Raw genomic sequence first — 1,003 nt, forward strand, 5'->3', positions numbered from 1 at the left:
TGAATAAGTAAAATACCCGTTTCAAAAGTAATAATCAAATACTTCGCACGCCGACTGCATGCCAAAACTTTGTGCCCGGCCAAAATTTGCGCCAAGTTCGGATGGATAGGCCATCTCAATTTAAACTGGCGAATAATGACTTTTTCTATCTTTTTTCCATCAATATGCGGCGCGATTCCGCGTAAAGTCGTTTCTACCTCAGGTAATTCAGGCATCATTATTCTCCAAATTCATCATTATATATAGGCCGTCTGAAAACTATTCGGCCAAACGTGCCGTACTTAAAGCAACCGTATTGCCATCGAATGCAGATTCCAATTCAGGCAAAGGATGGACACCAATCAAATGTTTCGTTAAAACCACACCATACACCGCCGCACACTGCGGCCACCACCTATCCCCTGCCTTTTCCATAAACTGCCAAAACTTCAAAGCAGATGATGAATTCACAGCAGGCAGATAATCCATAAACTGCCCATATTCCATTTCAAAACCAATAGCGGCAGTTTTTCGTTTCAACTCAGCCAGAGCCAAGCATTGAGATTTCATAGGCAGTCTTTTACCATCAAACCACGAGCTCAACCCCCACAAAGATTTAAGGTTAAACCCCGTTAAAATCAACCTGCCCTCGGGTTTTAATATCCTAAATGCCTCTTGCAACACCAAATCGGCAGATGAAATTTCCAAAAGATGGGGCATCAATAATACATCCACGGAATGCGTTTCAAATGCCAACATTTCAGCATCCATCCGCACATCGCGCGGCACCACAATCATATTTTCAGACGGCCTCTGCCATACAGCGCCTAATTGAACCGCCACTTGGCTATTCAAATATTGCAAATGCCGTCTGAAAAAATCCGCCTCTTTTTGAGCGAGATATTGTCCCATTGGCATTTGCATAAAAAAAGTTTCCATTAAATACTCCCCTATGCATCCCGACTTGTGTGACAGAATTTTAACACCACGGCCACATCACACAAGCAAATTCCCTGCTCGACTT

General features: G+C 43.2%; 2 protein-coding genes. Both read right to left on the reverse strand.

The window, feature by feature from the left end; all coding sequences use genetic code 11:
- On the reverse strand, window positions 1–215 hold a 215-nt coding region (locus ACTHS3_RS14670; protein WP_440368332.1), incomplete at its 3' end, for a DNA-formamidopyrimidine glycosylase family protein.
- Window positions 216–258: 43 nt separating this feature from the next.
- Window positions 259–918: a class I SAM-dependent methyltransferase gene (locus ACTHS3_RS14675; protein ID WP_070608158.1), complete on the reverse strand. Its 660-nt coding sequence runs from the start codon at window positions 916–918 to the stop codon at window positions 259–261.
- Window positions 919–1,003 lie beyond the last annotated feature (85 nt).

The organism is Neisseria sp. P0009.S007 (genome assembly GCF_051962515.1).

Bases quoted from the DNA above. Each gene is read 5' to 3' on its own strand.
- ACTHS3_RS14675 (WP_070608158.1), bottom strand. From the start codon at position 918: ATGGAAACTTTTTTTATGCAAATGCCAATGGGACAATATCTCGCTCAA.